Genomic DNA, 25,829 nt, shown 5'->3' on the forward strand with positions numbered 1-25,829 from the left:
CCCTGACGGGCGTTTTTTTTATACTCAAATTTCCCAGTCATAGTTATAACGCTTCGGCTTGAACTGTACGACATCGCCACGGTGTAAGTCGGTCAACACTGCGTCATCATGCGCCACTTCCGCTTCAATCAGTTCATTGTTGCCATCGACCTTCAGAACCAGACGCGTCAACGCTCCCAGTGGGCGAATATCCTTCACCACCACCGGCTGGAAATCAGCCTGCGTCTGTTTTGACAGTGCCACTTCATGCGGGCGGAACTGAATCACCTTGTCATGACCTGCAAGTTTCAACCGGTTGCTATCCCCGAGAAAATTATAAACAAACTCGGTAGCCGGACGGTTATACACCTCATCAGGGGTGCCAATCTGCTCAATCACGCCTTTGTTCATCAGTACGATGCGGTCAGCCACTTCCATCGCTTCTTCCTGATCATGGGTCACAAATACCGATGTCAGGTTGATATCTTCATGCAGGCGCGATAACCAACGGCGCAGTTCCTTACGCACTTTTGCATCGAGCGCCCCGAATGGTTCATCCAACAGCAAAATGCGCGGCTCCACAATCAACGCACGGGCCAGAGCAATGCGCTGACGCTGACCGCCGGATAGCTGTTCCGGGTAGCGATCCGCCAGCCACTCGAGTTGGACCATATTGAGCAGTTCGCGGACTTTAGCATCGATATCACGCTTTGACGGCCGTATCGCCTTCGGTTTCATGCGCAAGCCAAACGCCACATTGTCGAACACCGTCATATGACGAAACAGCGCGTAATGCTGGAAGACGAAACCGACATTACGGTCACGCACATCGTGCCCCGATACGTCTTCACCGTGGAACACAATATTGCCGCTGTCCGGCGTTTCCAGACCGGCAATAATGCGCAGTAACGTAGTTTTACCGCAGCCCGATGGCCCCAATAGCGCCACCAGCTCGCCACTCTGAATCGACAAATTGATCTGATTGAGGGCCCGGAACTGACCGAACTGCTTGTTAACGTTGTGAACTTCAATGCTCATTACCGGCCAGCTCCTGTTGTTTCTCTTGTTGTTTCGACAAATGCGCTTCACTCCACTGACGCAGCAACAGCACTACCAGCGACATCGCCAGTAGCAATATCGCCACGCTGAATGCAGCAACAATGTTGTACTCGTTATAAAGAATCTCGATATGCAACGGCAAGGTGTTGGTCAGACCGCGAATATGGCCTGATACCACGGAAACCGCACCAAATTCCCCCATGGCTCGGGCAGTACACAGCACCACACCGTAAATCAGCGCCCATTTCACATTCGGCAACGTGATATGCCAAAACATCTGCCAGCCATTGGCACCCAGCAGTCTGGCCGCTTCCTCTTCCTGACTCCCCTGCTGCTCCATCAGTGGGATCAATTCACGCGCCACATACGGCAGGGTGACGAACATCGTTGCCAGTACGATGCCGGGAACGGCATACACAATTTCCAGATTATGCTCCGTCAGGAATGGATATAGCTTGCTCTGTGCACCAAACAGCAACACATACATCAGGCCAGTCACGACCGGCGACACTGAAAAGGGCAAATCCAGCAACGCCAGCAGCAGCGCTTTCCCCCGGAACGCAAACTTCGTCACACACCAGGCGATGGCCAGGCCAAAAACCATGTTCAGCGGTACTGAAATCACCGTCGCCAGCAGGGTCAGCTTGAGCGCCGAGACCGCATCCGGCTCGGTAATCGCATTCCAGAACGCGCTGATACCGTTATGCAGCCCTTGCGTAATCACCATCACCAATGGCAAGACCAGAATCAGAACAAATACCAACCAGGCCAACGTCGTCAGCACATAAAACGTCGTCGGACGCTTAGCGGTGGACGGGCGCTCCGCCACAGGTGCAGAAATACTGTGATCCATGCTCATCCTTTATACGTCTATAGCGTGGGTTGAATGCGTCGCTGCAACAGGTTAATCAGCAACAGCATGATAAAAGAGACCACCAGCATGAACACGCCGATACCGGTCGCGCCTTTGTAGTCGTACTGGTCCAGTTTAGAGACGATCAATAACGGCAGAATTTCTGTCTTAAACGGAATATTCCCGGCAATAAACACCACCGATCCGTACTCCCCCACACCCCGAGCGAATGCCAGCGCAAAACCGGTCAGCCAGGCCGGTAAAATGGCTGGTAGCAGAACATGGCGGAAGGTCTGCCACGGGTTTGCGCCCAGGCAGGCAGAGGCTTCTTCCACTTCTTTGGGGATATCCGCCAATACCGGCTGTAAGGTGCGCACCACAAATGGCAAGGTGACGAAGATAAGCGCCAGCGTAATACCAATCCCGGTATAAGCAATGCGAAACGGAAATAGCGAACCGATAAGACCATGCGGCGCATACAGCGACGTCAGTGCAATCCCGGCGACAGCAGTGGGCAAGGCAAACGGCATATCAATCATCGCGTCGATGATTTTCCGGCCAGGAAAGGTATAACGCACCAGTACCCAGGCCAGCAGCGTTCCCAGAATACCGTTGACGAAGGCCGCTATCAGCGCAGAACCGAAGGATAAGCGCAGCGAAAAAAGAACCTGACGGCTGGTGATAAGCTCCCAAAACTGGATAAGTGTCAACTGACTGGCATACAAAAACATGGCAGCCAACGGAATCAGGACAAGCAGCCCCAGATAGGTAAGGCTAAAGCCCAGCGTCAGACCAAAACCGGGAATTACCGGTGAAATACGTCGCGACATAACAAGCCTTTCAATGAAAAAACACGAATTGCCGACTCAGACAACCAACATGGCAAAACCGCCCCAGCGGAGGCGGTTTCGACGGTTAACATACCGTTTATTTATTAATCTGTTTGAAGATAGCGTCGAACACGCCCCCATCATCGAAGAACTTGGGCTGCGCATTTTTCCAGCCGCCAAATTCATCGTCGATCGTCACCAGCTTCACGGGTGCAAACTGGGACGTAAACTCCTCGGCAATTTTCGCATTGCGTGGGCGGTAAAAATTCTGCGCGATGATACGTTGCCCTTCGTCGCTGTAGAGGTAGTTCAGGTAGGCTTCTGCCTGTTTGCGCGTTCCTTTGCGATCGACCACTTTATCGACTACCGCCACCGGCGGCTCCGCCAGAATAGACAAGGACGGCGTGACGATTTCCAGTTGGTCGCCACCCTGCTCTTTAAGCGACAAATACGCCTCGTTTTCCCAGGCAATCAGCACATCACCCAACTGGCGCTGCACAAAGCTGATGGTCGCGCCACGCGCACCGGTATCCAGCACCGGCGCATGCTTATAGAGTTCGGTCACGAATTTTTGCGCGCTTTCATCGGTGCCACCCGGCAAGTGTTTGGCATAGGCCCAGGCAGCCAGAAAATTCCAGCGTGCGCCACCAGAGGTTTTCGGGTTCGGTGTGATCACCTGCACATCCGGCTTAATCAGGTCATCCCAGTCTTTGATATGTTTCGGGTTACCTTTACGCACCAGAAAGACGATGGTGGAAGTATAAGGCGTGCTGTTATCCGGCAAACGCGCCTGCCATTTCGGGTCAATCAACGGCTGATTCAGATTGAGCGCATCAATGTCACCAGCCAGCGCCAGCGTCACAACATCCGCCTGCAAGCCATCAATCACCGAACGAGCCTGCTTACCAGAACCGCCGTGGGAATTTTTCACGGTAATCGTTTCACCGGTAGTTTCTTTCCAGTGTTTGATAAATGCGGCGTTATATTGCTGATAAAACTCACGGGTCGGGTCATAAGACACATTCAACAATTCCGTAGCAGCCGACGCTACCCCCGACAATAACAACGCGGCAGTAGCCAGCGACCATCCCAAACGACGCATTGACATTATGATGATTCCCCTCAAAGTCTGCCCGTTGCTTGCGCGAGCGATCAAAAAAGCCCAGAGACCCGTTGACGGTTATCCTGCTACCGGCACAACGGCCAGACCGCACCACAGCGGCCAGTGTTATCTATGAGAGGGACAATAGAGGATAAGGCGGAGGGGAAAAAATACTGTTTCGAGATAATTTATGCTCTCGGGTTATATTATTGAGGGCTTAACAGCGCTTTTGAATCTAAGGTGAGCAGCAGGCCTATGGCCTGCTGCCGGTCATCGTCAGTGGATGAAATCTGGCTTACTGCTCTTCATCCAGTTGCAGCGCAATATACAACAATAGCCGATCGTCAAAGTTGCCCAAATCCAACCCGGTCAGCTCAGATATCCGATTGAGGCGGTACTCCAACGTATTGCGGTGTACAAATAACGCCTTGGCCGTTGCCCCCGGCTGTACGTTGTTGCGAAACCAGGCGTTCAGCGTGCGGCGCAGTAAACCATTGCTGTCCATCGCCTTGAGTCTGGCCAACGGCCGAACCAGTTCGTTGGCCTGCCAACCGCCACGCAGGCTATCAAGTAACACCGGCAACATCAGATCCTGATAGAAGTAACTGCGCTGGGTCGGCATGCGTTGCTTGCCGACACTCATGGTGGTGCGGGCAGTTCGATAGGAACGGGCAATACTGCCGGGGCCAGTAAAATAGTTACCCAACGCCACCCGTACCCGTAACCGGCTGCTTTCTTCCATACGCGACAACAGCGTATCGACGCGACGTCGATGATCTTCAGCATCCCAGCGACCATGGTTGTTGAGCGCAGGTTTCAGCACCACCATTTCCGTCAGGGAGACTATCGCGATCAGATTGTTGCGCTCCGGCGTCGTCAGCAGTGTCTGCAATTGCTGCAACTCCGCCATGGCACTGTCTACCCCTAACTGACCGCTGTCCACCTCAACCACGGCCGCTACACGCGGCTGATTTAGATCGATGCCGAGACGTTGCGCCCACTCCATCAACGCAGGCGAGAGGTCATCCGTACGAATCAGGTTTAATACCAATTCTTCCCGTAAGCGGCTGTCCTGCGCCAGCATGTGCAGCAATCGCGCCTGTTCCAGCATCATCTCGGCCGTCATGCACACCAGTTCACCGTAGTGGCGTAACTGGCCAGGGTTGCCCGTCAGACCAATCACACCGACGATTTCACCGTCGATTTTCAGCGGCAGGTTGATACCGGGCCGGACGCCATGCAAATGACGCGCTACCGCATCATCAATATCCACCACGCGACCTTGCGACAGCACCAATAGCGCACCTTCATGCAATTCCCCAATACGCTCGCGATCACCGCTGCCAATAATTCGCCCACGCGCATCCATCACATTGATATTACTATCAATGATTTTCATGGTGCGTGCGACAATCTCCTGTGCCAGTTTGTCATTCAGGTGGTATGACGCCATATCAACCTCAAGGGATAGAGACAACCGCACCAGCATAACGCCGGATATAGCGTCAGACATTGTGCAAATGAACAAAAACTGGGGGATCACACAGGAACTGTGGAATAACTCACAAAAAAAGCGAAAAAAACATGACCGGGCGGCGATCACCCGGTCATGTTTCTGGTCAGGCTATTGAATTAAAACATTAATGAATCAACAGATTATTGAATCAACAAATACAGGTCACTGCCACCGCGGCGAATATTCAGCGCCAGCACCGGCGGCTTGCTGTCGATAATCTTGCGCAATTCACCGATATTTTCGACCGGTTGCTGGTTCACACCGAGGATCACGTCATCAGGTTTCAGGCCAATCTTCGCTGCGGCGGAATTCGGTTTCACCTTCTCGACTTTCACGCCTTTCTGCCCGTCCACCTGCGTGTTACTCAACTCGGCCCCTTCAATCGCGGAGTTCAGATTACCGGACTCGACCTGCGACTGCGTGCTCTGCTGCAGCGTAACGTCTACCGAGATCGGCTTCCCGTCACGAATCAGCCCCAACGTCAGCTTGCTGCCTACCGGCAGTGAACCAATCTGGGCGCGTAGCGCAGAGAAGCTACTGATGGTTTTCCCGTTCATCGACACGACCACATCCCCGGCTTTAATACCGGCCCTGGCAGCGGCAGAGTTCGGCTGCACCTGACTGACGAAGGCCCCGCGCTGCGCATCCACCTTCATGGCTTTGGCGATATCGGAGTTGAGTTCGGTGCCTAAAATCCCCAGTTCGCCGCGTTTCACTTCACCGTATTCGACTATCTGGCTAACCAGGTTCTTCACGATATTACTGGGGATAGCAAAACCGATACCGATATTGCCGCCACCGGGTGCGAGGATAGCCGTGTTCAGGCCGATCAGCTCCCCATTGAGATTGACCAGCGCGCCACCGGAGTTACCCCGGTTGATAGCCGCGTCGGTCTGGATAAAGTCTTCATAGTTTTCAATATTCAGGCCACTGCGCCCCAACGCGGAAATGATCCCGGATGTCGCGGTTTCCCCCAAACCGTAAGGGTTACCGATAGCAACCGCATAATCCCCCACACGCAGTTGATCAGAATCTGCCATCTTAATCTCCGTCAGGTTGCGGAAATCTTTCAACTGAATCAGCGCTACATCCGAACGTGGATCCTTACCAATCACTTTCGCGTCGTATTTACGACCGTCGTTAAGGCGAACCTGAATTTTATCGGCGTTTTCCACCACGTGGTTATTGGTGACGACATAGCCTTTGGCTGCATTAATAATGACACCCGCCCCTAATGCCTGGAACTCCTGCTGCTGTGGTGCATTGTCTGCGCTACCGTCATCGTCATCATCGCTACCCTGACACATCGGCGATGACTGGAACGGTGATCCCTCCTGACAGAAAGGCGAATTATCACCGAAGAAGGGCTGCATTTGCGGCGGCACCTGGGCACCCTGACTGGCCGTGGTATGCCCTTGTACAGAAATATTCACCACCGAAGGCATCACTTTCGACAACATGGGGGCCAGACTCGGCAACTGGGCGCTGGACGATGACACCGACTCAGCGGCAGTAGCAGTGGCTGGCAGCGTCCCCACCGCTATCGCCAGACTCAGCGCTAACGCGCTCAACATCAATGATTTTTGTTTCATAGCGATATGTCTCACAATTCAGTCAACGAGAGAACTCTGACAGCCATTCAAGCGGTCAGGAGCAGTGAGTCCACTATGCGCAGCAGCGCCTGTTCTGTGCAAGACGGTGAAGGGTAAGGAAATATTGTCCATATTTACAAAACTCCGACCGTCTCCACCTGCGTCAATCCACCGCCATCAAGCGACGATATTCATCGTAAGCGTACAAATCGGTCATCCCGCTGATGTAATCGAGAATCAGCCGGGCGCGGTAGTAATACTCCCACACCTCTTGCTCTTTATCGGATAGCGCCGCCAGCGGGCGCGTCGCCTCGCGGTAGGCATGACAATGCTTGCTGGAGAGCTTGTGGTATAACCGGGTTTCGATGGGATAACGCTTGTGAGTATCGTCCGCGACTAACTGGCAGAAATCGCGGTACGGCATGTTCAGCAGCGGGCTATAAATCTCCAGCAAACCGCTGATGATGCGATCGCCCTGTAGCTCAAGTTGCTCGACCTCATGATGATTAAACACGAACTTTCTGGCGACATCTTTAAAGATCTTTAATAATCGCCCGTAGTCGTCCTTCTCTTCTTCCAGCAACGAATGGTTGAAACTCCCCTCATAAATCGCTGGCAGATTGTCGATAAAACGCCGCGTAGCATAACGCACCATCGTATTCACGGTGTTGACCCGCAACTTCATGAAAAATTGGTCACTCTCACTACGCCCCGGCAAGTGTTGCCGCTCTTCATAGGCTAAATCGACAGTGCGGCTAAAGACGTCTTTCTCCGCCCGTTCTCCCCCAGGCCTCTTCCAGACGATGATAAAGCTGCTGATAGGTGATGATTTTCTTTTCTACCGCATCTTCCAGATCGGCAATGCAGTAAGAAATATCATCCGCCGCCTCCATGATGTAGGTCAACGGGTGACGGTGAAACTCCGCCATATTCAGTTCACTGCGTAACTGCTGCACGAACGCTTCTTCCGACAGGTAAAACCCAACCTTTTTCATCAGGTAGCTGTACGCAGGCGGTGTTGACTGCGCCCAGTAAGCCGGTTTGGTGTACTTCAAAATACAGCCGATCTGGGCATAGGTCAGATTGAGCTTCAACAGTGAATGCACTAGCCGGATCGCCTGGGCATTGCCTTCAAAGTTACTGAGATCGTGGCGGATACGCTCACGCAGTGCGTTCAGTTCTGCACTATCTTGTTCATCGAATCTCAGACAAGACACCAGACAGGGATCTGGCTGTGAATCTCGCGGTTTTTCTCCCGGTGATAAGCGTTGCCGGAACCAGTTATTGATCGCCGCCTCGCCGAAATGCCCAAACGGTGGATTGCCGATGTCATGCATCAGACACGCCATTTCCACCAGGCTCTCGAACGGCGTTTCCAGCGGCTCCAGCCCTAGCGCATCCAGTTGCCCGCTTTTACGCAACTGGCGGAAAATCTCTTTGGCGATATAGCGACCGACCTGTTGCACCTCCATGGAATGGGTCAGCCGGGAACGCACCGCCGCATTACGCTCCAGCGGAAAGACCTGCGTTTTTTGCTGTAATCGACGAATAGCCGCAGAGTTAATGATTCGCCCGCGATCGCTCTCAAACTCCTGCACAATGGCATATTCATCCTTTTTGTCTCTTTTCCTGCCAAAGCGCCGCTGGAAACTGAGTTTGGTTGAGAAATCGATAGCAGACATACTGTTCTCCATGTAATGCCCTGTTCAGAGGGGCCTGCAAACACGCAGCGTATCACTGGCGTGCGTTGGTACGGGTATCACCTCAGTGATAGCACGTCCCCGGGCAGGTGTACAATCGCTGCCCGCTTCAAGCCGTGATAGACTAAACTTTTGTGACTTGTGACAAATTGGTGGGGAACCCTATGAAAGTTGGCATTATCGGCGCGATGGAACAAGAAGTAACCCTGTTAAGAGAGCTGATCCAAAACCGCCAAACCTTCCAGCGTGCGGGCTGTGAAATTTACAGCGGCCAGTTGCACGGTGTGGAGGTAGCCTTGCTGAAATCCGGTATCGGCAAAGTATCCGCCGCGCTGGGCACCACGCTGCTGCTGGAACACTGCCAGCCGGATGTGGTGATTAATACCGGTTCTGCCGGTGGCCTGGCGTCGTCACTCAAGGTGGGGGATATCGTGGTCTCCGACGAAGTGCGTTATCACGACGCTGACGTCACCGCGTTCGGCTACGAACCCGGCCAGATGGCGGGTTGCCCAGCCGCGTTTGCTGCCGATGAAAAGCTGATTACGCTGGCGCAAAGCGCCATCAGTCAGTTACAGCTAAATGCCGTACGCGGGCTGGTCGTCAGCGGTGATGCCTTTATCAACGGTAAAGCGCCGCTGGAACGTATCCGTCACACGTTCCCACAGGCCATCGCGGTAGAAATGGAAGCCACGGCCATCGGCCACGTTTGCCACCAGTTTGGCGTACCTTTTGTTGTGGTACGAGCCATTTCTGACGTTGCCGATCAAGAATCACACCTCAGCTTTGACGAGTTCCTGGTTACCGCCGCTCAGCAGTCAACCAAAATGGTGGAAACCATGCTACAGGCACTGGCGCAAAGCCATTAATTGCCGTCTCCGGGGCCACACGCCCCGGTTCGTTTATCTTCGAGACCCGCGCCGTGACATCCTTTTATTCTCTCATACGGTATTCTCGCATCCTGTGGCCGTTCGCCCTGTTGTGGCTGTTACCCTGTCGGGCTGAACCGGTAGCGCAGCGTGTTGTTAGTCTGGCACCGCATGCTACTGAAATGGCGTTTGCCGCCGGGCTTGGCGAACAACTGGTCGGCGTCAGCGCCTGGTCCAATTATCCGCCAGAGGCTGAACACATCGAACAGGTCGCCAACTGGCAGGGCATCAATCTGGAGCGGATTCTGGCATTAAAGCCGGATTTGGTTCTGGCATGGCGAGAAGGCAATGCCCAGCGCCCACTAGAGCAACTGGCATCATTCGGTATCCACATTCTGTACCTTGACCCCGCCACACTCGATGACATTCCACGCCAGTTAGACATGTTAGCGCAGTACAGCCCGCATCCGGAACAAGCGCATGAAGCCGCGCAGCAGTTTCGTCAACAACAACAATCACTGGCACAGCAGTATAGCCACCGTACGCCGGTACGGGTGTTTTTGCAGTTTGGCAGTCAACCGCTGTTTACGTCATCGCAGGCAACCTTGCAAAGCCAGGTCATCAGCCTGTGCGGTGGCAGCAATATATTTGCCGACAGCCCGGTTCCCTGGCCACAGGTCAGCCGCGAACAAGTGATTCGGCGGCAGCCTCAGGTCGTCGTCATCAGCGGCCAACCCGCTGCGGTGGAGCAGGTCAAAGCTTTCTGGCAACCGCAGCTGACCCCTGACGTCATCGCGGTCAACGAAGACTGGTTTAGCCGCACAGGCCCACGGCTGATGTTGGCAGCAGAACAGCTGTGCCAGCAATTCGCTGCCCGACAAGGTTGACTGCCATCCATACCCACTGGAGTGCTGACATAAAAAAACCCGTGTGCCAGTCAGGCCACGGGTTTTTCTTATAGACGAGTTCTTGTCAGATACTGAAAGAGGAACCGCATCCACAGGTGGTTTTGGCGTTCGGGTTCGTTACCACAAAACGCGAACCTTCCAGCCCTTCGGTGTAATCCACTGAGCCGCCGATCAGGTATTGCAGACTCATCGGGTCGACCACCAGAGAGACCCCTTGTTTCTCAATGGTCATATCACCGTCGTTAACCTTATCATCGAAGGTGAAACCATACTGGAAGCCACTGCAGCCACCACCAGTAATGTAAACCCGAAGTTTCAGTTCCGGATTCTCTTCATCGGCAATCAGGAGTTTCACCTTATTCGCTGCCGCATCGGTAAACTGCAGGGGCAGTGCTACATCATCGCTCATTTTTTTTACTCCCAATCAATACCGGGCGGAATTTAACAGCCCTCATTATCGTTTTATTATCCAACAGCACCCGACAACGTTCAAGATTTGATACCAGCACCGGTTTCGGCGGTTAGCGCTTCTTGCTGCGCCTGACGCTCCAGCGTGCGGGCCAGAATACTCGAATAAAGCGGCTTGCCGCCAAGGAACTGTGCCACCAACGTCGCGCCAAGGCACGTAATGATCATCGGCAAAATCAGCTGATAGTTGTCCGTCATCTCCAGAACCAGCACGATACCGGTCAGCGGCGCGCGAACCGATGATGCGAACAACGCCCCCATCCCCGCGACGGCAAAGGTTCCCGCCCCGAGTCCCCAGTCGGGGAAAATATGCGCACATACCATACCAAACGCAGCGCCCAGCAACGTACCCAGCGACAGCATGGGAGCAAAAATCCCCCCCGGCGCACCGGAACTAAAGCAGAGCAAGGTCATCCCGACCCGGGCCAGAAAAATCACTAGCAGCATCCCTACCCCGTAGTGCTCTGCTGCCGCAACCGGGATCAGCGTAAAACCACCGCCTGTTGCATCGCTGAATGCCAGCGTTAACAACCCGGATATTCCCCCCGCCACCAGCCCGGTGAGCAAAAATCGCGGCAGCGAATGACCGTGAAAGCGTAAAAAACGCGCCTGCGCCCCCAGCACCAGTGCATTGAACATCACCCCGACAGCACCAAACAGAATGCCGAGCAACAGATATAACCCCAGTGTTCCCACGGGTGCGGACGGCAGTTGACCCACATTGATCACCGCGTGATCGCCTTCCAGCACCCGATAGACAATGCTGGACATAATAACGCCGATAAATACCGCTTTGATGGAAATCAGGTTGTAGCGAAACTGCGGGCGCATCTCTTCAATAATGAACAAGATCCCAGCCAGTGGCGCATTGAACGCGGCGGACAAACCGGCTGCGGCACCGGTCGCCAGCAGTGAATGCCGGACATCCCCTTTACGCGCCGGGAGCAACGCCGCCACCATACCGCCAATATTTCCGCCCAGCTGTACCGTCGGCCCTTCACGCCCCAGTACCATACCGGCTCCCAGCGTTCCAATCCCGCCGACGAACTTCACCGGCAGCACCCGCCACCAGCGTACCGGGCGCAAATCCTCTAGCGCCCCCTCGATTTCAGGGATACCTGAACCACCAGCTTCCGGCGCAAAGCGACGCACCAGCCCGTAACCCGCCGCTGCCAGCAGAGCGGATATCAGGATACTCAACGGCCACACCCAGGCACTGCCAGACAAAGACGACAGCAAGGACAACCGCCAGTGCTGCACGGCATTAACCGCCTGATTGAACCCCACGCCGACCAACCCAACCAGCGTACCGGTCAACGCGGCCATCACTAAGATGTAGACAGGGGTTTTATCACGGCGAACAAGTTGTCTGATAGCAGCGCGACGTACCGCCGCAGGCAAAGAAAAGGAAGAAAGCATGACAGCAAATCAACGTTAACATAGCGGACAAGAGCCTCATTCTAGTCATGTAACGAGGCACTTGCCCAGCAGGAATACCGATGGCGGAAAGCTAAAGTGTGTCCGGCGATTTCACAACGCGAAACAGATGATTAGAATGGGCGTCACTCGCTATGCAAATCCAATCAGGAAGCCGCAATGAATAAATCTGAAAGTCTGTACGCCGCCGCCCGTCAACTGATTCCCGGTGGGGTTAACTCGCCGGTGCGCGCCTTTAACGGCGTTGGAGGCGTTCCCTTGTTCATTGAACGGGCGGAAGGCTCAAGACTCTACGACGCGGATGGCAAATCCTATATCGACTATGTGGGATCCTGGGGGCCGATGATTCTGGGCCACAACCACCCGGTCATTCGTCAGGCGGTGATTGAAGCCGCTGAGCGCGGCCTGAGCTTTGGCGCGCCCACCGAAATGGAAGTGAAAATGGCGCAACGGGTGACCTCGCTGGTACCGAGCATGGAAATGGTGCGCATGGTGAACTCCGGCACCGAAGCGACCATGAGTGCTATCCGTCTGGCGCGTGGTTTCACTGGCCGCGACAAAATCATCAAATTTGAAGGCTGCTACCACGGCCATGCCGACTGTCTGCTGGTGAAGGCTGGTTCCGGCGCACTGACGCTGGGGCAACCCAACTCTCCCGGTGTACCGGCTGATTTTGCCCGCCACACCCTGACCTGCACCTACAACGATCTAGACTCCGTGCGTGCGGCATTTGAACAGTATCCGCAGGATATCGCTGCCATCATCGTCGAGCCGGTCGCGGGTAACATGAACTGTATTCCACCACTGCCAGCCTTCCTGCCGGGGCTGAGAGCATTGTGTGACGAATTCGGCGCGCTGCTGATCATCGACGAAGTGATGACCGGTTTTCGCGTGGCGTTAGGCGGTGCGCAGGCGCATTACGGCGTACGCCCTGACCTGACCTGCCTTGGTAAAATTATTGGCGGCGGGATGCCGGTGGGCGCGTTCGGCGGGCGTCGTGATGTGATGGAAGCGCTGGCACCGACCGGCCCGGTTTATCAGGCAGGTACCCTGTCCGGCAACCCGATCGCGATGGCGGCTGGTTTCGCCTGCCTGAGTGAAGTGGCTAAACCTGGCGTTCACCAGACACTGACTGAGCGGACGACGCAACTGGCGGAAGGTTTGCTAGCAGCGGCGCAAGCACAACACATCCCGCTGGTGGTAAACCATGTCGGTGCCATGTTTGGTATCTTCTTTACCGACGCGGCCCAGGTGACCTGCTATCAGGATGCACTGAAGTGTGATGTGGAACGATTCAAGCGCTTCTTCCATCTGATGCTGGATGAGGGCGTCTATCTGGCGCCGTCGGCGTTCGAAGCTGGCTTTATGTCGCTGGCACACAGCCCAGAGGATATCGAACACACGATAGCGGCCGCTCGTCGCTGTTTTGCCGCCCTGTAAACAAACACCAGAAAAAAACACGCCCGGCTTGCCGGGCGTGTCATTCACTTCTCTACTGCGGGCGGTTGGTTACTGCCCGAACATCTGTTTGATCCAGTCAGGAACGCTGCCACTATCTTGCTGGTTCTGCTGGTTCTGCTGGTTCTGCTGATTCTGCTGGTTCTGCTGCGGCTGACCGTTCGGCGACGCCGTTGGCGACTGCACCACCTGCTGCTGGCTAGCCTGACACAACGCCTGCGGATTATCAGTCCACACCGGCAATGCACGGCCTGCGCTACCATTACAGATAAAGTTGCCGCTGCTATCCACCGTCATGGTAGTAATGCCTTCCGGCGGTGTCAGCATCAACGGTAGCGGCGTCTGGTTTTCCAGATAGCGACGATAGATGGTCAACGCCCCGTTGGCCCCGGTGAGCTTCGCCGGGCCGTTGTTATCACGCCCGACCCAGGTGATCACCACCTCTCTGCCATCGACGCCCGCAAACCAACTATCACGCAAGTCGTTCGTGGTACCGGTTTTCCCCGCCAGATGATAATTGCCGAATTTCACCATCAGCGAACGCGAAGTACCACGCTCCACTACCTGCTGCATGCCGTACAAGGTCAGGTAAGCCGCCTGTGACGGCACCACCCGTTCAGCCTGAGGGAAGCTCTGATACAGCACCTTACCGTCTTCAGCAATCACCGAGCGCAGCGCCGAAAGCGGTGCACGGCTGCCACCGCTGGCGATAGTCTGGTACTCCTGCGCGACTTCCATCGGCGTCAGGCTGATAGCACCCAGCAGCATCGCCGGTACCGGCTGAATCTGGTTCTGCGGGATCCCCAGCTTTTGCAACGTATCGCTGATCTGATCCAGTCCAACGGCCATCCCCAGATTGACCGTCGGCACGTTGAGTGAATTCGCTAGCGCATCGACCAACATCACCCGACCACGGAATTCGCGATCGTAGTTTTTCGGCTCCCAGATGGTGCCGTTCGGCTGTTTAAGCGAAATCGGCTCATCCGGCAGGATGGTATTCAGACGGTAACGATCCGGCATACTGAGCGCAGTCAGATACGTCGGTGGCTTCGCCAGTGAACCAACTGAACGACGCGCCTGCATGGCACGGTTAAAACCGGCAAACTGGGCATCGGAACCGCCCACCATCGCCCGAACCTCGCCGCTGAAGCGATCGACAATCACCATCGCCGATTCCAGGTCCTTAACACCACGCGCGGCGCGCAGTGCAGGGATGCCGTCTTCCACCGCTTTTTCCGCCGCATCCTGCGACACCGGATCCAGTGTGGTGAAGATTTTCACCCCGGATAGATCGTTCGCCTTGTCACCCAGCCGCTGCTGCAACTCCTGGCGCACCATCTGCATAAATGCCGGTTGTGGGCTTATCACCCCCCCTTTCGGCTGCACACCTAATGGACGCGCGCTCAGCATGTTATACAGGTCTTCGTCGATGACCTGCTGGTTCTGCAACAGCTTCAGCACCAGATTACGGCGCTCCAGCGTGACCTGTGGGTTACGCCACGGGTTGTACAGCGACGCCCCTTTTACCATTCCCACCAGCATCGCCTGCTGATCGAGACTCAGCTCGTCTACCGGACGGCCAAAATAGTAAAGGCTAGCCAGCGGGAAGCCGCGGATTTGATCGTTACCGCTCTGACCGAGGTACACCTCATTCAGATACAACTCCAGAATGCGATCCTTGCTGTAGCGGTAGTCCATGATCAACGCCATGTAGGCTTCGTTGGCTTTACGCCACAACGAACGCTCGTTGGTCAGGAACAGGTTTTTCACCAACTGCTGGGTCAGTGTACTGCCGCCCTGCACTGCCCGACCCGCCGTCAGGTTGGCTATCAACGCACGGCCGATGGAGTAGAAGCTGATACCGTCATGCTCGTAGAAATGGCGGTCTTCGGTGGCGATCAGCGTTTGCACCAACAGGTCGGGGAAGCCGGAACGCTGGACAAACAGCCGCTGTTCACCGTTTGGCGATTGCAACATGGTAATCAGCTTCGGATCGAGCCGGAAGAAACCGAAATTACGCTGATTGTCCATGTTTTGGATCTGCGACAGCCGATCGCTGCTGAAGATCATCTTGGCGTGGATCTGCCCTTCTTTACCGTCTGGGAAATCGAACGGGCGGCGCAGAATTTCAATGCTGTTGGCCTGCACCGTAAACTCGCCCGGACGGGTAATCCGGCTCACTTCACGGTATTGCATGCCTTCCAGCAGCGCTACCATGTCTTTCTTGCTGTAAGGCATGCCGGGCTCAAGGCTGACCATGCGGCCATACACCGCCGCTGGCAATTGCCATACCTTGCCGTCGATACGACTGCGGATTTCTCCGTCGAGGTACACGCCGTAAACCGACATCACCACCACGAAAATCAGGAACAGCCGGATAAGCCACCCCAGCCAGCGGCGCTTTTTACGTGGCCGCTTGCTCATGACCTCTTCCTCGTCATCCTCGTCATAGTCGTCTTCATACTCATCGTCATAATCGTCGTCGTAGTCATCATCCCTGCGACGGCGCGTCGCTTGCCTGCGAGGGGGAGTGTGTCGTGACGCACTACGTTTGCGCCCGATAGGTTCGCGGTCATCCCGAGACATTACAGTGACATCTCCATCAGGTTACTGACGGCTCAGGGTTACTCACCATGGCCGTCTACTCTGTGTCTCCCACGCTGCACAAGGAAGGGGGAAACATCTGAAATTAGGTGTTCTGGTATTTTCTGGTACGCCGCGTTGGCGCCGTATTCGCCGGATCATCCGGCCAGACATGTTTGGGGTAGCGCCCTTTCATTTCTTTTTGCACCTCGCGGTAAGCCCCATTCCAAAACGCCGCTAAATCACGGGTTATCTGCAAGGGCCGCATCGCCGGAGAAAGCAACTCAAGCACCAGCGCGACTCGCCCCTCCGCCAGTAACGGGCTGGCCTGCTCACCAAACATTTCCTGCAACCGAACCGCCAGCACCGGGGCCTGATCCGCCTCATAGCGGATCGGTAAACGGCTGCCGCCAGGCGCGGTATAGTGACTGGGCAACGCACTCTCCAGCCGCTGACGTTGCGGCCAGTCAAGCAGCCGCCACAGCGCTTCGCTCAGGTTGACCTGATTGAGCGTACGGCGATCCCGCACACCGTTTAACGATGGCAACAACCACTGTTCCAGCGACGCCAGCAAAGCGGCATCATCCACCGCAGGCCATGCCACCTCTGGCAACCACTGCCGGGCACACAGCAGACGCTGGCGCAACTGTTGTGCCGGTTCATCCCAGTTCAACACCGACAGCCCTTGTTCGCGCAGCCAGTTAAGCATCGCCTGCTGCAATGCCTCGTCTGAGGGTTTTGCCAACGGACGGGAGGACAACGTCAGGCTGCCAATATGCGTGCGCAGGCTGGCGCGCAGGGTACCTTTTTCTTCGTCCCAGTGCATCAGATTCTGTTCAGCCACCAGTTCCGGCCGCTGCCGTACTAACGCGTCGATATCCACCGGCAATGCCAGTAACACTCGCGCATCCGCGCTGTTCGGGCTTTGCATCAGCACCGGAGCCAACAGCCATTCTGAGGCCGCTAACGCCTCATCCACCGACAAACTGGCACCGGTACCGTTCGCCAGTTGATAACGTCCATCCTGACCCCGTCGTCGGGCGAGGCGATCCGCAAACCCTATCGAGAGTAACCATGCCGCCAGGCCCTCATTCACCTTACCTGACGCCTTACCCACACGGCGCGCCAGTTGTTGCGCCCGGCGTTGCCAGTGGCCAGCAGGTCGATGCAGTGCATCGAATAAATTAGGGGAGCCTGCGCGTGGCGGTTCTTCGATAATCGCCGCCAATAATGCCGCCGTCGCCAGCGCATCGTCGTCCTGCCCGGCGGCATGCAACATCGCCGCCAGTCGAGGATCGCAGCCCAGCGCGGCCATCTTACGCCCGTCTACTGTCAGACGCTGTTGCGTATCGCACACACCCAGTTGCAGTAGTAAACGCTCAGCCGCCAGCAACGCCGGTTGAGGCGGGCTATCCAGCCAGTTGAGCTGAGCGACATCGTGACAACCCCATTGCAGCAGATCCAGCCACAAACCGGACAGGTCGCTGTGCAGGATTTCCGGCTCACTTTGTGCTGCGGCGCGTTCTGCCTGCTCGCGGGCGAACAGATGCCAGCACACGCCCGGTTCGAGTCGTCCGGCGCGCCCGGCCCGCTGCACCATAGATGCCTGACTGATGCGCTGTGTCGTCAGCCGGGTCAGACCGGTTTTAACATCAAACAACGCCACCCGTTCCAGCCCGCAGTCCACCACCACCCGAATCCCCTCGATGGTGAGACTGGTTTCAGCAATATTGGTCGCCAGCACCACTTTGCGCCGCCCGACAGCGGCCGGAAGAATCGCCTTTTGTTGCTCCGCCAGCGTCAGCGCGCCGTAGAGCGGACACACATCGACCTGACACCGCCCTTCGTCAGGCACCACGTCGACCGAGAGTGTGTTTTCCAGCAGTGTCTGCACCCGCTTGATTTCCGCCACACCCGGCAAAAATACCAGTAATGAACCGGCTTCGTCCTGCAACAAACGATAAACGAGTCGGGCGGTGGCCTCTTCCAGTCGCTCCTGCGAGCCGACTGGCTGGTAATGTCGCGTAACCGGCCATGAACGCCCTTGCGACGATACACAGAGCGATTGAGGTAATAAGGAAGCCAGACGGGCATTGTCGAGCGTGGCGGACATAATCAATAGCTTCAGGTCATCACGCAGCCCTTGCTGGACATCCAATAGCAACGCCAGCGCCATATCCGCCTGCAAACTGCGCTCATGAAACTCATCCAACATGACCAGCGAAACACCCTCCAGCGCCGGATCCTGTTGCAGCATTCGGGTCAGAATACCCTCTGTCACTACCTCCAGTCGGGTTTGGCCGCTCACCCGGCTTTCTGAACGCATACGGTAACCGACAGTCTGCCCAGGCGTTTCACCCAGCCACTCTGCCAGCCGGAAAGCCACACTTTTAGCCGCCAGCCGACGAGGCTCGAGCATAATAATGCGGCCGGGAAACTCACACCGCTGTAATAACTGCAACGGTAGCCAGGTCGATTTTCCTGCGCCGGTCGGCGCATGCAGCAACACCTGTGGTGCGGTATGCAACGCCTGGATAACCTCATCCACGACGGCGCTGACAGGGGGTAGATTCACATAACGCTCCGTCACCATACAGTCCCATTCACTGACGTAATCATCATTATTTGTTATCTGTAGTGTTCAACACACCATCAATGAATAAAGAGAAAGAACACACAGCCGCTCATCGGAGCATGCAGATAAGAGGCAAAACGCCGCCTTAACTTTATTCGGCGGGCATTAACTTTATTAGGCAAGCATTGTAGCATCGGAACCCCGCAGAACAGAGAGATTGCCATGACGCCAACCCGCCGCCTGTTTTTTGCCCTTTCGCTGCCAGACGCAGTCAGCCAGCAGATCGTGCACTGGCGTGCAACGCAATTTGCTCACGATGCCGGACGCCCGGTGGCGGCCGCGAATCTGCATCTGACGCTGGCCTTTCTCGGTGAAGTTAGCGACGCCAAAACGCAGGCATTAATGACACTGGCAGGTCGCATCCGCCAGCCAGCGTTCACCCTGAATCTCAACGATGCGGGACACTGGCCGCGCCCCGGTGTGGTATGGCTGGGCTGCCGCCAGGCACCACGAGGCTTATTGCAACTGGCGGATATGCTGCGTTCACAGGCGGCACGCAACGGCTGCTACCAGCCAGCGCAGCCTTTCCACCCGCACATTACGTTGCTGCGCGGCGCGACCCGCCCGCTGTCGCTTCCCGCCGCGACATTCAACTGGACGGTACATGCCGAGCAATTCTTTCTTTATGAATCATCCACTGAAGCTGGGTGTACTCATTACCGCCCGCTTGCCCACTGGCCGTTGCTGACAGCCTAAGAGACTATTCATGCAATTTTTCCCACCGCTGCGCCCGGCCACGCTGCTTAAACGCTACAAGCGATTTCTGGCTGATGTGGTCACCCCCGACGGCACCACCCTGACGTTACATTGCCCCAATACCGGAGCGATGACAGGCTGTGGCGCGCCTGGCGATACTATCTGGTATTCCACCTCCGACAACCCTAAACGCAAGTATCCTCACACCTGGGAACTGACGCAAACCGCGCAAGGGTACTGGATTGGTGTTAACACCCTGCGGGCGAATCAACTGGTGCTTGAAGCGCTGCAAGCCGACAAACTTTCGGATTTAGCAGGTTACACCACTATCCGCACCGAAGTGCGCTATGGTTCAGAAAACAGCAGGATAGATCTGTTATTACAGGCAGAAGGACGCACTGACTGCTATATTGAAGTCAAATCAGTCACATTATTGCAACATGGATGTGGTTACTTTCCCGATGCGGTGACCCTCAGGGGACAGAAGCATTTGCGGGAACTGCAACAGATGGCGTCACAGGGTTGTCGCGCCGTATTGTGTTTCGCCGTACTGCACTCTGGCATCGGCCAGGTTTCAGCGGCGCAACACATTGACCGACATTACGCCGAATTATTACAACTCTCACGGCAGCAGGGGGTTGAAATTCTGTGTTACGGTACCCATATCAGCCCGGATGGCATGACGCTAACAGGGCTGTTGCCGTTCAATAACGTGACGTCAGCGAGCTAATTCTGCCACGCGTTATGTATTATCTGATGGGATTATGTCGTTCCTCACACTTTGTCAGGCCAGTGTCGGGAACCATTGCCAACCACACCTCCATCTGTTATTTATAGCGGCCTGTTTTTCCCCCTCGGGGGATCGATACTGCGTGTCGTGTTATGTAGGAGAAGCAACATGCAAGAAGGGCAAAACCGTAAGACATCCTCTCTGAGCATTCTCGCAATTGCCGGAGTGGAGCCGTACCAGGAGAAGCCGGGCGAAGAATACATGAACGACGCTCAGCTGGCTCACTTCAGGCGTATTCTTGAAGCATGGCGCAATCAACTCAGGGATGAAGTCGATAGAACCGTATCGCACATGCAGGATGAAGCAGCTAACTTTCCAGACCCGGTAGACCGTGCCGCTCAGGAAGAAGAATTCAGCCTTGAGCTGCGCAACCGTGATCGCGAACGTAAGCTGATCAAGAAGATTGCCAAAACACTGCAGAAAATCGAAGACGAGGACTTTGGCTATTGTGAGTCCTGCGGCGTGGAAATCGGCATCCGTCGTCTGGAAGCACGTCCCACCGCTGATCTGTGTATTGACTGCAAAACACTGGCCGAAATCCGCGAAAAGCAGATGGCTGGATGATATCGTCCGGCGGGAAAGCCTACCGCCCTACCGCCGGATCTTTACTGATTATGGCCCGTCACCCTTCATCCTGACCGGCACGATATCGCCGTATGTCTGAATCTCTCCCTTATGTCGGACGCTTTGCGCCCTCACCTTCTGGCGATCTCCATTTTGGTTCCCTGATAGCCGCCTTGGGCAGTTACCTGCAAGCTCGTGCTTGCCAGGGACGCTGGCTGGTGCGCATCGAGGATATCGACCCACCGCGCGAAGTACCCGGTGCCGCTTCCCGTATTCTGCGTCAACTGGAACAGTATGGCCTGCTGTGGGACGGCGAAGTGGTGTATCAGTCTCAACGCCATGAGCGTTATCGGGCGGTGCTGGCTGAATTGCAGCGTCAGGGGAAATGCTATTACTGTACCTGCACCCGACAACGTATCCAGCAAAACGGCGGCTACTACGATGGCCACTGTCGCGATCGCGGGTTACCCGCGGATAACGCCGCGTTACGTCTTCGCCAGACACACCCCGTCCTGCACTTTCACGATCGCCTGCGTGGACGGATTGATGCCGACCCGATGCTGGCGAAAGAAGATTTTATCATCCATCGGCGTGATGGCTTGTTTGCCTATAATCTGGCGGTGGTGGTGGATGACCACGATCAGGGCGTGACTGAAATCGTACGTGGTGCAGACTTAATTGAACCGACGGTGCGGCAGCTATCGTTGTACCAACAGTTGGATTATCCGGCACCAGACTATGTGCATCTGCCGCTGGCGCTTAACACCGATGGCAATAAGCTTTCCAAGCAGAATCACGCACCGGCGTTACCTGATGGCGACCCTCGGGCGGTACTGGTGCAGGCCCTGGCTTTTTTGCACCAGCCTTTGCCGACGCACTGGCGTGATCTTGAAAGGGACGCCTTGCTCGCCTGGGCCATAGCACATTGGTCACTGGCGGTGGTCCCTGTCGAAGCCGCTCTTACATCGCCGGAAATAACATCAGCATTCTCAAAGGGCTGAGTGTGAGCTATGATTAGCCGCTATTTTTTGTTGTACCGCTAAATTTTCAATGATTATCGAGGTGTATTATCTTTACCCGGGTAGCTAATTTTTGCCGCAAGGTACTGAATCGTGAGAATGAGCCCGTCAGTGTGGACAATCCGCCACAGGCAATGACCGTCATTCCTCGCGACCAGCATGCCATTTCACGCAGTGACATTAGTGAGAATGCGCTGAAAGTACTGTATCGCCTGAGCAAAGCGGGCTATGAGGCTTATCTGGTAGGCGGCGGTGTCCGCGACCTGCTGTTGGGCAAAAAGCCCAAAGACTTCGATATTACCACCAACGCCACCCCGGAACAGGTTCGCAAACTGTTCCGTAATTGCCGACTGGTGGGCCGACGTTTCCGTCTGGCGCATGTGATGTTTGGCCCGGAGGTGATCGAGGTCGCCACATTCCGCGGTCACCATGAACAGCATCAGGAGCAGGAAACCAAGAATGCCGCCCAGCAAGGCCACAACGGTATGCTGCTGCGTGACAACATTTTCGGCACCATTGAAGAAGACGCCCAACGGCGCGACTTCACCATCAACAGCCTCTATTACAGCATTGCTGACTTCACCGTGCGGGATTACACCAACGGCCTGAACGATCTGCGTCAGGGGCTGATTCGCCTGATTGGCGACCCGGAAACCCGCTACCGTGAAGACCCGGTGCGTATGCTCCGTGCGGTACGCTTTGCCGCCAAACTCGGTATGCGCATCAGCGCTGAAACCGCCGAGCCGATTCCTCGTCTGGCCTCGTTGCTGCACGACATCCCACCGGCGCGGTTATTTGAAGAATCACTGAAGCTATTGCAGGCGGGTCACGGTCACCCCACCTACCAGTTGCTGTGCGAATACCAGTTGTTCCAGCCCTTGTTCCCGCTCATCAGCCGTTATTTTACTGCGAATGGCGAAAGCACGATGGAACGGATGATCGTACAGGTCTTGAAGAATACCGATCAGCGCATCCAGAACGATATGCGGGTTAACCCGGCGTTTCTGTTCTCCGCCATGCTATGGTATCCGCTGGTAGAACATGCCCAAAAACTGACGCAGGAAAGCGGGCTCGCTTACTTCGAAGCCTTTGCGCTAGCCATGAACGATGTTCTCGACGAACAATGTCGCTCACTCGCTATTCCTAAACGGATTACCTCGCTTGTCCGCGATATCTGGCAATTGCAATTACGCCTGTCGCGTCGTCAGGGCAAACGCGCGTTTAAACTGATGGAGCATCCGAAATTCCGGGCAGCGTATGACTTGCTGTGTCTGCGTGCGGAAATTGAAAACCATCAGGAATTACAGCGTCTGGCACAGTGGTGGGGCGAGTTTCAGGTAGCGGCACCGCCGCGCCAGCAAGTGATGCTCAATACACTTGATGACGGCCCAACACCGCATCGCCGTTCTCGTCGTCCGCGCAAACGCCCAATCCACCGGGATAATAACCGATGACCTGCGTGTATCTGGCGTTGGGAAGCAACCTGTCTGAACCATTGCAACAGGTACGCGCGGCGCTGCGCGCGCTGGACGCCATCACGCAAACCCGGCTGGTGCGTTGCTCATCATTTTATCGCAGCCGTCCGCTCGGCCCGCAGGATCAGCCCGACTACCTCAACGCCGTCGCCGAATTACAGACCGGATTATCGCCAGAAGCGCTGTTGGACAACACCCAGCGCATTGAGCTGGAGCAAGGTCGGGTGCGCAAAGAAAATCGCTGGGGCCCGCGCACCCTCGATCTGGATATCCTGTTGTTTGGTGACCTGACGCTGCATACCGAGCGGCTTACCGTGCCGCACTATGACATGAAAAACCGCGAATTCATGCTCTACCCGCTGGCAGAACTGGCACCAGAGCTGGTGTTTCCTGACGGCGAAGCCTTGACAACCCGTTTGCAACACGTCCCCCGTAATGGCTTAAGCCTGTGGGACGAGCACTAAAACTCACCGTTTCTCCCCCTAACCAGAATCAATCATGATGTGCGTCCGGCATAGGTTGGATGCCAATCGTCTGTTTTACAAATAGAAACAGACTGCTGTTACTGATGCCTGCCTTCCATTAGAATGATTTCCCCTTGAATTGCCATTGAGTTGACTCAGGAAGGTTGCCATGAAAGCGACAACGATTTCCCACCTGCGCCAGTGGAAACAGGAACAGAAAAAGTTCGCCACCCTGACGGCTTACGACGCCAGCTTTGCCCACCTGTTTTATGAACAGGGAATCCGCGTGATGCTGGTGGGAGATTCTCTCGGTATGACCGTACAGGGCCACGACTCCACCCTACCCGTTACCCTTGATGACATGGTGTACCACACCCGTTGCGTCCGACGCGGCGCGCCACATTGCCTGCTGTTATCCGACCTGCCCTTTATGGGTGCCGCTACGCCAGAGCAAGCCTGTCAGCACGCCGCAGAACTGATGCGTGCCGGTGCCAATATGGTCAAAATCGAAGGCGGCAGTTGGCTGGCCCCCACCGTGCGTATGTTGACTGAACGTGCCGTCCCAGTGTGTGGACATCTCGGGCTGACCCCACAGTCAGTCAATATCTTTGGCGGTTATAAAGTTCAGGGCCGTGATGAAGCCGCTGCCAGCCAACTGCTGGAAGATGCCCTGGCGTTGGAACAGGCTGGTGCTCAACTGCTGGTGCTGGAGTGTGTACCGGTTTCGCTGGCGCAGCGGGTCACCGAGGCGCTGAGTATCCCGGTTATCGGCATCGGTGCAGGCAATGTCACCGATGGCCAGATTCTGGTCATGCACGACGCGCTTGGCGTAACCGGCGGGCATACGCCGAAATTCGCCCGTAACTTTATGGCGGAAGCGACGGATATCCGTGCGGCTATTCGTCTGTACGTGCAGGAAGTCGAACAGGGAACCTTTCCTGATGAGAAGTACAGTTTTGTTTAACACAGGAGTAAACGTGTGTTGATTATTGAAACGCCGGTGCTGCTGCGCCGTGAACTCCGCCGCTGGCGCCAGGATGGGAAACGCATCGCGCTGGTGCCGACGATGGGTAACCTGCATGATGGCCACCTGACGCTGGTGGATGAGGCCCGCGCCCGGGCGGATATCGTCGTGGTCAGCATTTTTGTTAACCCATTGCAGTTTGACCGGGCTGATGATCTGGCCCGCTACCCACGAACCTTGCAGGAAGACTGCGAAAAACTGACTCGTCGTGGGGTTGACCTGGTGTTTTCCCCAGCGCCCGAAACCCTCTACCCTAACGGCTTGCAGCAACAGACGTTTGTCGAAGTACCGGGACTCTCCCAGATGCTCGAAGGTGCGAGTCGCCCCGGTCATTTTCGTGGCGTCGCCACCGTTGTCAGCAAGCTGTTTAATCTGGTACAGCCGGATGTAGCCTGCTTTGGCGAAAAAGACTACCAGCAACTGGCTCTGATTCGTCAGATGGTGGCTGATATGGATTACGATATCAGCATCGTCGGCGTTCCTATCGTGCGGGCGAAAGACGGTCTGGCGCTCAGTTCACGCAATGGCTACCTGACCGCCGAAGAGCGCCAGCAAGCACCGCAACTCTATCGCATCATGAACGAGGTGACGGCGCAATTATCCAACGGCGACCGACAAATTGATGATATGCTCGCCAAAGCATCAGAAGCGCTGCGCGATGCCGGATTCACGCCGGACGAGCTATTTATCCGCGACGCAGTGACGCTGCAACCACTCACCATCGACAGTACTTCTGCCGTGGTGCTGATGGCTGCCTGGCTGGGTAAGGCGCGCCTGATTGATAACCAACAGGTGGATTTGACCACCTGAT

At 55.7% G+C, this 25,829-nt stretch carries 21 protein-coding genes and 1 pseudogene; 11 read left to right on the forward strand and 11 right to left on the reverse strand.

The window, feature by feature from the left end:
• Positions 1–24 precede the first annotated feature (24 nt).
• The 7 genes and pseudogenes from DZE2538_RS14570 to dgt form a co-directional block, all read right to left on the reverse strand.
• A complete protein-coding gene (locus tag DZE2538_RS14570; protein WP_012885766.1) occupies positions 25–1,017 on the reverse strand; it encodes a sulfate/molybdate ABC transporter ATP-binding protein in 993 nt (330 codons plus the stop codon).
• Positions 1,007–1,891 (reverse strand): sulfate ABC transporter permease subunit CysW, encoded by an 885-nt coding sequence (gene cysW / locus DZE2538_RS14575; protein WP_012885767.1) that lies wholly within the window; start codon positions 1,889–1,891, stop codon positions 1,007–1,009. The genes DZE2538_RS14570 and cysW overlap by 11 nt, the downstream gene beginning before the upstream one ends.
• 17 nt (positions 1,892–1,908) lie before the next feature.
• A complete protein-coding gene (cysT, locus tag DZE2538_RS14580; protein WP_038916658.1) occupies positions 1,909–2,721 on the reverse strand; it encodes a sulfate ABC transporter permease subunit CysT in 813 nt (270 codons plus the stop codon).
• 97 nt (positions 2,722–2,818) lie between these two features.
• The gene (locus tag DZE2538_RS14585; RefSeq protein WP_026358122.1) at positions 2,819–3,829 is read right to left on the reverse strand and encodes a sulfate ABC transporter substrate-binding protein; all 1,011 of its coding nucleotides are present in this window, start codon (positions 3,827–3,829) and stop codon (positions 2,819–2,821) included.
• 289 nt (positions 3,830–4,118) lie between these two features.
• Positions 4,119–5,276, reverse strand: a complete 1,158-nt coding sequence (locus DZE2538_RS14590; RefSeq protein ID WP_012885770.1) for a CdaR family transcriptional regulator — start codon at positions 5,274–5,276, stop codon at positions 4,119–4,121.
• Positions 5,277–5,479: 203 nt separating this feature from the next.
• Positions 5,480–6,931: a serine endoprotease DegP gene (gene degP / locus DZE2538_RS14595; protein WP_038916659.1), complete on the reverse strand. Its 1,452-nt coding sequence runs from the start codon at positions 6,929–6,931 to the stop codon at positions 5,480–5,482.
• A gap of 163 nt (positions 6,932–7,094) precedes the next feature.
• Positions 7,095–8,613, reverse strand: a pseudogene (dgt, locus tag DZE2538_RS14600) (dGTPase).
• A gap of 182 nt (positions 8,614–8,795) precedes the next feature.
• On the opposite strand from dgt, the gene mtnN reads away from it, so the two are divergent.
• Both mtnN and btuF read left to right on the forward strand, forming a co-directional pair.
• Positions 8,796–9,497 (forward strand): 5'-methylthioadenosine/S-adenosylhomocysteine nucleosidase, encoded by a 702-nt coding sequence (gene mtnN / locus DZE2538_RS14605; RefSeq protein ID WP_019846510.1) that lies wholly within the window; start codon positions 8,796–8,798, stop codon positions 9,495–9,497.
• Between the two features lie 53 nt (positions 9,498–9,550).
• Positions 9,551–10,384, forward strand: coding sequence for a vitamin B12 ABC transporter substrate-binding protein BtuF (btuF, locus tag DZE2538_RS14610; RefSeq protein WP_028085679.1), 834 nt, complete (start codon positions 9,551–9,553; stop codon positions 10,382–10,384).
• 85 nt (positions 10,385–10,469) lie between these two features.
• Here btuF and erpA read toward each other — a convergent pair whose 3' ends face one another.
• Entirely contained in the window at positions 10,470–10,814 is a 345-nt protein-coding gene (erpA, locus tag DZE2538_RS14615) for an iron-sulfur cluster insertion protein ErpA (RefSeq protein ID WP_012885775.1), read from the reverse strand.
• 80 nt (positions 10,815–10,894) lie between these two features.
• On the reverse strand, positions 10,895–12,292 hold the full coding sequence (clcA, locus tag DZE2538_RS14620) for a H(+)/Cl(-) exchange transporter ClcA (RefSeq protein WP_038916660.1): 1,398 nt from the start codon (positions 12,290–12,292) through the stop codon (positions 10,895–10,897).
• 177 nt (positions 12,293–12,469) lie between these two features.
• Here clcA and hemL point away from each other — a divergent pair, with 177 nt between their 5' ends.
• Positions 12,470–13,750: a glutamate-1-semialdehyde 2,1-aminomutase gene (hemL, locus tag DZE2538_RS14625; protein ID WP_038916661.1), complete on the forward strand. Its 1,281-nt coding sequence runs from the start codon at positions 12,470–12,472 to the stop codon at positions 13,748–13,750.
• 69 nt (positions 13,751–13,819) lie between these two features.
• On the opposite strand, the gene mrcB is transcribed toward hemL, so the two are convergent.
• Together mrcB and hrpB are read right to left on the reverse strand one after the other, a co-directional pair.
• Positions 13,820–16,354 (reverse strand): bifunctional glycosyl transferase/transpeptidase, encoded by a 2,535-nt coding sequence (gene mrcB / locus DZE2538_RS14630; RefSeq protein ID WP_038916662.1) that lies wholly within the window; start codon positions 16,352–16,354, stop codon positions 13,820–13,822.
• A 103-nt stretch (positions 16,355–16,457) separates the two neighbouring features.
• Positions 16,458–18,944: an ATP-dependent helicase HrpB gene (gene hrpB, locus DZE2538_RS14635; protein ID WP_413783125.1), complete on the reverse strand. Its 2,487-nt coding sequence runs from the start codon at positions 18,942–18,944 to the stop codon at positions 16,458–16,460.
• A 204-nt stretch (positions 18,945–19,148) separates the two neighbouring features.
• Between hrpB and thpR the strand changes: the two genes are divergently transcribed.
• From thpR to panC, 8 genes are all read left to right on the forward strand, one after another.
• Entirely contained in the window at positions 19,149–19,682 is a 534-nt protein-coding gene (thpR, locus tag DZE2538_RS14640; protein WP_038916663.1) for an RNA 2',3'-cyclic phosphodiesterase, read from the forward strand.
• A 10-nt stretch (positions 19,683–19,692) separates the two neighbouring features.
• Positions 19,693–20,412 carry a DNA/RNA nuclease SfsA gene (sfsA, locus tag DZE2538_RS14645; RefSeq protein WP_038916664.1) on the forward strand — a complete coding sequence of 240 codons (720 nt, stop codon included), beginning with the start codon at positions 19,693–19,695 and terminating at the stop codon, positions 20,410–20,412.
• Positions 20,413–20,580: 168 nt separating this feature from the next.
• Positions 20,581–21,036 carry an RNA polymerase-binding protein DksA gene (gene dksA / locus DZE2538_RS14650; RefSeq protein WP_012768782.1) on the forward strand — a complete coding sequence of 152 codons (456 nt, stop codon included), beginning with the start codon at positions 20,581–20,583 and terminating at the stop codon, positions 21,034–21,036.
• A gap of 92 nt (positions 21,037–21,128) precedes the next feature.
• Complete coding sequence (gene gluQRS / locus DZE2538_RS14655; protein WP_023640510.1) at positions 21,129–22,037, forward strand: tRNA glutamyl-Q(34) synthetase GluQRS; 909 nt, start codon at positions 21,129–21,131, stop codon at positions 22,035–22,037.
• Positions 22,038–22,105: 68 nt separating this feature from the next.
• Complete coding sequence (gene pcnB, locus DZE2538_RS14660; protein WP_071595884.1) at positions 22,106–23,509, forward strand: polynucleotide adenylyltransferase PcnB; 1,404 nt, start codon at positions 22,106–22,108, stop codon at positions 23,507–23,509.
• The gene (gene folK / locus DZE2538_RS14665) at positions 23,506–23,994 is read left to right on the forward strand and encodes a 2-amino-4-hydroxy-6-hydroxymethyldihydropteridine diphosphokinase (protein ID WP_038916665.1); all 489 of its coding nucleotides are present in this window, start codon (positions 23,506–23,508) and stop codon (positions 23,992–23,994) included. The genes pcnB and folK overlap by 4 nt, the downstream gene beginning before the upstream one ends.
• A 169-nt stretch (positions 23,995–24,163) precedes the next feature.
• Positions 24,164–24,958: a 3-methyl-2-oxobutanoate hydroxymethyltransferase gene (panB, locus tag DZE2538_RS14670; RefSeq protein ID WP_023640513.1), complete on the forward strand. Its 795-nt coding sequence runs from the start codon at positions 24,164–24,166 to the stop codon at positions 24,956–24,958.
• Positions 24,959–24,973: 15 nt separating this feature from the next.
• Complete coding sequence (gene panC, locus DZE2538_RS14675) at positions 24,974–25,828, forward strand: pantoate--beta-alanine ligase (RefSeq protein WP_038916666.1); 855 nt, start codon at positions 24,974–24,976, stop codon at positions 25,826–25,828.
• Position 25,829: the final 1 nt, after the last annotated feature.

It is taken from the genome of Dickeya zeae NCPPB 2538 (genome assembly GCF_000406165.1).
GTDB classification, from domain to species: Bacteria; Pseudomonadota; Gammaproteobacteria; order Enterobacterales; family Enterobacteriaceae; genus Dickeya; species Dickeya zeae.

Bases quoted from the DNA above. Each gene is read 5' to 3' on its own strand.
- DZE2538_RS14570 (WP_012885766.1), bottom strand. From the start codon at position 1,017: ATGAGCATTGAAGTTCACAACGTTAACAAGCAGTTCGGTCAGTTCCGG.
- cysW (WP_012885767.1), bottom strand. From the start codon at position 1,891: ATGGATCACAGTATTTCTGCACCTGTGGCGGAGCGCCCGTCCACCGCT.
- cysT (WP_038916658.1), bottom strand. From the start codon at position 2,721: ATGTCGCGACGTATTTCACCGGTAATTCCCGGTTTTGGTCTGACGCTG.
- DZE2538_RS14585 (WP_026358122.1), bottom strand. From the start codon at position 3,829: ATGTCAATGCGTCGTTTGGGATGGTCGCTGGCTACTGCCGCGTTGTTA.
- DZE2538_RS14590 (WP_012885770.1), bottom strand. From the start codon at position 5,276: ATGGCGTCATACCACCTGAATGACAAACTGGCACAGGAGATTGTCGCA.
- degP (WP_038916659.1), bottom strand. From the start codon at position 6,931: ATGAAACAAAAATCATTGATGTTGAGCGCGTTAGCGCTGAGTCTGGCG.
- mtnN (WP_019846510.1), top strand. From the start codon at position 8,796: ATGAAAGTTGGCATTATCGGCGCGATGGAACAAGAAGTAACCCTGTTA.
- erpA (WP_012885775.1), bottom strand. From the start codon at position 10,814: ATGAGCGATGATGTAGCACTGCCCCTGCAGTTTACCGATGCGGCAGCG.
- clcA (WP_038916660.1), bottom strand. From the start codon at position 12,292: ATGCTTTCTTCCTTTTCTTTGCCTGCGGCGGTACGTCGCGCTGCTATC.
- hemL (WP_038916661.1), top strand. From the start codon at position 12,470: ATGAATAAATCTGAAAGTCTGTACGCCGCCGCCCGTCAACTGATTCCC.
- mrcB (WP_038916662.1), bottom strand. From the start codon at position 16,354: ATGTCTCGGGATGACCGCGAACCTATCGGGCGCAAACGTAGTGCGTCA.
- hrpB (WP_413783125.1), bottom strand. From the start codon at position 18,944: ATGGTGACGGAGCGTTATGTGAATCTACCCCCTGTCAGCGCCGTCGTG.
- thpR (WP_038916663.1), top strand. From the start codon at position 19,149: ATGACGCCAACCCGCCGCCTGTTTTTTGCCCTTTCGCTGCCAGACGCA.
- sfsA (WP_038916664.1), top strand. From the start codon at position 19,693: ATGCAATTTTTCCCACCGCTGCGCCCGGCCACGCTGCTTAAACGCTAC.
- dksA (WP_012768782.1), top strand. From the start codon at position 20,581: ATGCAAGAAGGGCAAAACCGTAAGACATCCTCTCTGAGCATTCTCGCA.
- gluQRS (WP_023640510.1), top strand. From the start codon at position 21,129: ATGTCTGAATCTCTCCCTTATGTCGGACGCTTTGCGCCCTCACCTTCT.
- folK (WP_038916665.1), top strand. From the start codon at position 23,506: ATGACCTGCGTGTATCTGGCGTTGGGAAGCAACCTGTCTGAACCATTG.
- panB (WP_023640513.1), top strand. From the start codon at position 24,164: ATGAAAGCGACAACGATTTCCCACCTGCGCCAGTGGAAACAGGAACAG.